Annotated in this window: 3 protein-coding genes; all 3 read left to right on the forward strand. The window is 74.2% G+C overall.

Annotation, left to right across the window (positions count from 1 at the left end; all coding sequences use genetic code 11):
* The first annotated feature begins 2 nt into the window (after window positions 1-2).
* The gene (gene pheT, locus FREUN1FDRAFT_RS37780) at window positions 3-2573 is read left to right on the forward strand and encodes a phenylalanine--tRNA ligase subunit beta (protein ID WP_006545712.1); all 2571 of its coding nucleotides are present in this window, start codon (window positions 3-5) and stop codon (window positions 2571-2573) included.
* 325 nt (window positions 2574-2898) lie between these two features.
* Window positions 2899-3963 (forward strand): N-acetyl-gamma-glutamyl-phosphate reductase, encoded by a 1065-nt coding sequence (gene argC / locus FREUN1FDRAFT_RS37785; RefSeq protein WP_035957444.1) that lies wholly within the window; start codon window positions 2899-2901, stop codon window positions 3961-3963.
* A 118-nt stretch (window positions 3964-4081) separates the two neighbouring features.
* The coding region (argJ, locus tag FREUN1FDRAFT_RS37790; protein WP_006545714.1) for a bifunctional glutamate N-acetyltransferase/amino-acid acetyltransferase ArgJ at window positions 4082-5084 on the forward strand (1003 nt) is incomplete at its 3' end.

The raw sequence follows: 5084 nt of genomic DNA on the forward strand, positions 1-5084 counted from the left end.
CGCTGCCGCCGGCGAAGGCGGTCGCGGAGGCACTGATCCGCGCCGGGTTCGAGGTCGAGGGGCTGGAGACCGTCGGCTCGGACCTGGCCGGGGTTGTGGTCGGCGAGGTGGTCTCCATCGAGGTCGTGCCGACGAAGAAGAAGGACGTCCGCTGGTGCCAGGTCCGCGTCGCGGAGCTGGGCGCGGCGGACGCGTCCGGTGCGCCGGACGCGTCTGGTGCGGCGGGTGCCGAGGTCTCCGAGCCGGGCGTGCGCGGCGTCATCTGCGGCGCGTTCAACTTCGAGGTCGGTGACCGGGTTCCGGTGGCACTGCCCGGGTCCGTCCTGCCCGGCGGCTTCGAGATCAGCTCGCGCAAGACGTACGGGCATGTCAGCGACGGCATGATCTGCTCCGCTCGTGAGCTCGGGCTGGGCGATGACCACAGCGGGATCCTGGTGCTGCCGCCGGACACGCCGATCGGCGCGCATGTCGCCGAGCTGCTCGCCGTCAGCGACGAGGTGCTCGACATCGCCGTCACGCCCGACCGCGGGTACGGGTTGTCGGTGCGCGGTATCGCCCGGGAGACGGCGACCGCGTTCGGGCTGCCCTTCGGCGATCCCGGCCAGTGGGGTGGCCTGGCGTCCGACGCCGGCCCGCTGCCCGGTGGCACCGGCGATGGCGGGGAAGCCGGTGCGGCCGGCTACCCGGTTCGGGTGGAGGACACGGCCGCCTGCGACCGGTACGTCGCGCGCGTCGTCAGTGGCGTCGACCCGACTGCCCGCACCCCGCTGGGCTGGGCCCGGCGGCTGTCGCTGGCCGGGATGCGGCCGATCTCCGCCCCGGTCGACGTCACCAACATCGTGATGCTCGGGCTGGGCCAGCCGCTGCACGCCTTCGACCGGGCCAAGCTCTCCGGGCCGATCGTCGTCCGCCGGGCCCGGGCCGGTGAGCGTCTGCTCACCCTTGACGGGGTCGACCGGGTGCTCGACCCCGAGGACCTGGTGATCGCCGACGACTCCGGCCCGATCGCGCTCGCCGGCGTGATGGGCGGCGCGGCGACGGAGATCTCCGCGACGACGACCGACATCGTGCTGGAATCGGCGCATTTCGACGCCATCGTGGTCGCGCGGACCGCCCGCCGCCACCGCCTCGGATCCGAGGCGTCACGGCGGTTCGAACGCGGCGTGGACCCGGCGCTCGCCCCGGTGGCCGCGCAGCGTGCCGTCGACCTGCTGGGCGAGCTGGCCGGTGCCAGCGCCGAGCCGGGCGGCACCGACGTCGACCACCGGCCGGCACCGGTGACGATCACGTTCCCGCTGGGTGAGCCGGAGCGGCTCGCCGGTCGCCCCTACCCTCTCGACGTGATCCGGCAGCGGCTGGCCGACATCGGCGCCGTCGTCTCCGACCCCGCCTCGGTTGCTGGGGCGTCGGGCGCTGCCGCTTCGGGCACGGTCGAGGTCACGGTGCCCTCGTGGCGTCCCGATCTGGCGCGCCCGGCGGACCTCGTCGAGGAGGTCGTGCGCCTGGAGGGCTACGACACGATCCCGGTCACCCTGCCGCTGCTTCCCGCGGGCCGTGGGCTGACCGAGGCGCAGCGGCTGCGTCGGGCGGTCGGGCGGGCGCTGGCCGCCGACGGCTTCGTCGAGGTGCTGACCCTGCCGTTCGTCGGTGCTGACGCCTCGGACGTCCTGAGCCTGCCCGACGGCGACCCGCGCCGGGCCGCCGTCCGGGTGACCAACCCGATCGCGCAGGACGCCTCGTACCTGCGCACGACGCTGCTGTCCGGGCTGATCGACGCCGCTGGCCGCAACCTCGGCCGCGGCCAGACGGATCTCGCCCTCTTCGAGAGCGGACTGGTCTTCCGTGAGCCGGCGGGGGGTGCCGTCGCGGTCGCCACGCCGCCGGTCGACCGCCGGCCCAGCGAGGCCGAGATCCGTGCGCTGGACAGTGCACTGCCCGACCAGCCGCGGCACGTGGCGGTCATCCTCACCGGTCTGCGCGAACCCGCCGGCTGGTGGGGCCCGGGCCGGGCCGCCGACTGGGGTGACGCGGTCGCCGGCGCGCACAGCGTCGCGGCGGCGGTCGGGGTGGAGCTCACGGTCAGCACCGGTGACGTACTGCCGTGGCATCCCGGCCGCTGCGCCGAGCTGTCGGTCGACGGCCGGGTCGTCGGGCACGCGGGGGAGCTGCACCCGCGGGTGCTGGGCGCTGCCGGGCTGCCGGCCCGCTCGTGCGCCATGGAGCTCGACCTCGACGCGCTGATCGCCGTGGCGCTCGAGCGGCCGGCGGTCGCCGCGCCCGCGATCTCCACCTTCCCGCCGGCCGACCGGGATGTCGCGCTGGTGACCGGTGCCGAGGTGTCCGTCGCCGCGGTGACCGAGGCGCTGCGGGCCGGCGCCGGGGAGCTGCTGGAGTCGCTGTCGCTGTTCGACGTCTACGAGGGCGGCCAGGTCGGCCCCGGTCGGCGTTCGCTCGCCTTCGGTCTCCGGCTGCGTGCCGCCGACCGCACGCTGACCGCCGGGGAGGCGAACGACATCCGCGACGCGGCGGTGGCCGAGGCCGCGAGCCGCACTGGAGCGGTGCTGCGTGGCTGAGCGCGGCTGACCCGCCGCGTCCGCGTGCATACCCGGCGGAGATCGGGTGCAGGTGCGGATGCGTCGGATGTCTGGATGCGTCGGATGCCTGGGTGATGAGTCGGGGTGGGTGCTGCTGGCACCCACCCCGACCCGTTTCCCGCCCCGGTACCTCGTTGTCCCGGAGTGGTCTTTGTAGAAAGTGTGCCCCGGTGGTGCCGGCTCTGTCCTTTACTTTCATGTAACGAGTCGGTAATAGGCGCCCCCGCTCTGGAGGTCGTCGCCGGTGCGGTCGCGTGACCTGCCCCTTGAATTTCCATAGGTGGGTGTGTATAAGTTTTCAGTCATGGGTGTGACTGCGGCGGTTGCGGGCGCGAGCGGGTACGGCGGCGGGGAGCTGCTTCGGCTGCTGCTCGGCCACCCCGGCATCGACATCGGTGACCTGGCGGCCAACACGTCCGCCGGTGTGGACGTGACCGAGGTGCATCCGCACCTGCCCGATCTCGCCGGGCGGGTGTTCGTCGACACCGCCGCCCTGGCCACCACGAGCGCCGACATCGTCTTCCTCGCGCTCCCGCACGGGCAGTCGGGCGCGGTCGCGGCCACGTTGCCCGCCGGTGTGCGGGTCGTCGATCTCGGGGCCGACCACCGCCTCGCCGACCCGCGGGTGTGGCGCCGGGCCTACGGCGGCGAACATGCCGGTACCTGGACCTACGGCATGCCGGAGCTGCCTGGGGCCCGGGAGGAGATCAGGGTCAGCAACCGGGTCGCCGCGCCGGGGTGCTACCCGACCGCGATCACCCTGGCGCTGGTGCCGCTGATCGCGGCCGGCGCGGTGGACCCGTCCGACCTCGTCGTCGTCGCCGCGAGCGGCACCTCCGGCGCCGGGCGGTCGGCGAAGGTCAACCTCCTCGGCAGTGAGGTGATGGGTGACCTGACCGCCTACAAGGTCGGTGGTCACCAGCACAGGCCCGAGATCGTCCAGACCCTCACCCGGTACGCGCGGTCACCGGTGTCGTTGTCGTTCACCCCGGTCCTGGCGCCGATGCCGCGCGGCATCCTGGCGACCTGCACCGCCCGCCTGTCCGCCGAGCTCGCGGCTGGTGACGATCTGGGCACCGGCCTCGGCGCGGACGCCGAGACGGTCACCGGGATCCTGCGAGCCTTCTACGACGGCGAGCCGTTCGTGCGGGTGCTGCCGCCGGGCCGGTGGCCGCACACCTCGTCCACCCTCGGCAGCAACTGCGTGCACCTGCAGGCGACGGTGGACGCCGAGGCCGGCCGGGTGGTCGTCGTGGCGGCCATCGACAACCTCACGAAGGGCGCCGCGGGCCAGGCCCTCCAGTGCGCCAACCTCATGCTCGGCCAGCCGGAGGGCACCGGCCTGAGCGCCCAGGGCCTCGCCCCGTGACCGCGTCAACCGCGGGTCGCCGGGCCGCGGGTCGCCGGGCCGCGGGTCGCGGGGCCATGGCTCGCCGGGTCGTAGCTCGCCGGTCCGTAGTCGGAGTGAGTGGGGAAGGGGAACAGGCATGAGCGTCACCGCAGCCCAGGGCTTCCGGGCCGCCGGAGTCGCGGCCGGGCTGAAGCCGTCCGGGCGTCCAGATGTCGCGATCGTCGTCAACGACGGTCCCGCCGATGCCGCGGCGGGCGTGTTCACCCGCAACCGGGTGCAGGCCGCGCCCGTGCTGTGGACCCGCCAGGTCCTCACCGGGGGCCGGCTGCGAGCGGTCGTGCTCAACTCCGGTGGTGCGAACGCCTGCACCGGGCCGGCGGGGTTCGCCGACACCCACACCACCGCGGAGCGGGTCGCCGCCGAGCTCGGCATCGGCGCGGGCGAGGTCGCGGTCTGCTCGACCGGCCTGATCGGTGTCCCGCTGCCCATGGACCTCCTGCTCCCGGGGGTGGTCGAGGCGGTGGCCGCGCTGTCCGCGAGTGGCGGGGGTGCCGCGGCCGAGGCCATCCGCACCACCGACACCGTGGCGAAGGAGGCGGTCCGCCACAGCCGGGAGGGCGGGAGCGTCGTCACCGTCGGCGGCATGGGCAAGGGCGCGGCCATGCTGGCGCCGTCGCTCGCGACGATGCTCGTCGTCGTCACGACCGATGCCGTCGCCGACGCCGCGACTCTTGACCGTGTCGTGCGGGAGGCCTGCCGCACGACCTTCGAGCGGGTCGACTCCGACGGATGCCTGTCGACCAACGACACCGTGCTGCTGCTCGCGTCGGGTGCGTCGGGGCGGGCGCTGCCCGAGGCCGAGCTGACCGAGCTGGTCACCGCCGTCTGCGAGGACCTGGCGGGCCAGATGCTCGGCGATGCCGAAGGATCCACGAAGACGATCTCCATCACGGTCACCGGGGCGGCCTCCGAGGCGGATGCGCTCGAGGTCGGCCGGGCGATCGCGCGGAACAACCTGCTCAAGTGCGCGCTCTACGGCAAGGACCCGAACTGGGGCCGGGTGCTCGCGGCGATCGGCACCACCGCCGCGGCGTTCGAGCCCGACCAGCTCGACGTGGCCATGAACGGTGTCCAGGTGT

The organism is Parafrankia sp. EUN1f, assembly GCF_000177675.1.
GTDB lineage: Bacteria > Actinomycetota > Actinomycetes > Frankiales > Frankiaceae > Parafrankia.

Bases quoted from the DNA above. Each gene is read 5' to 3' on its own strand.
- argC (WP_035957444.1), top strand. From the start codon at position 2,899: ATGGGTGTGACTGCGGCGGTTGCGGGCGCGAGCGGGTACGGCGGCGGG.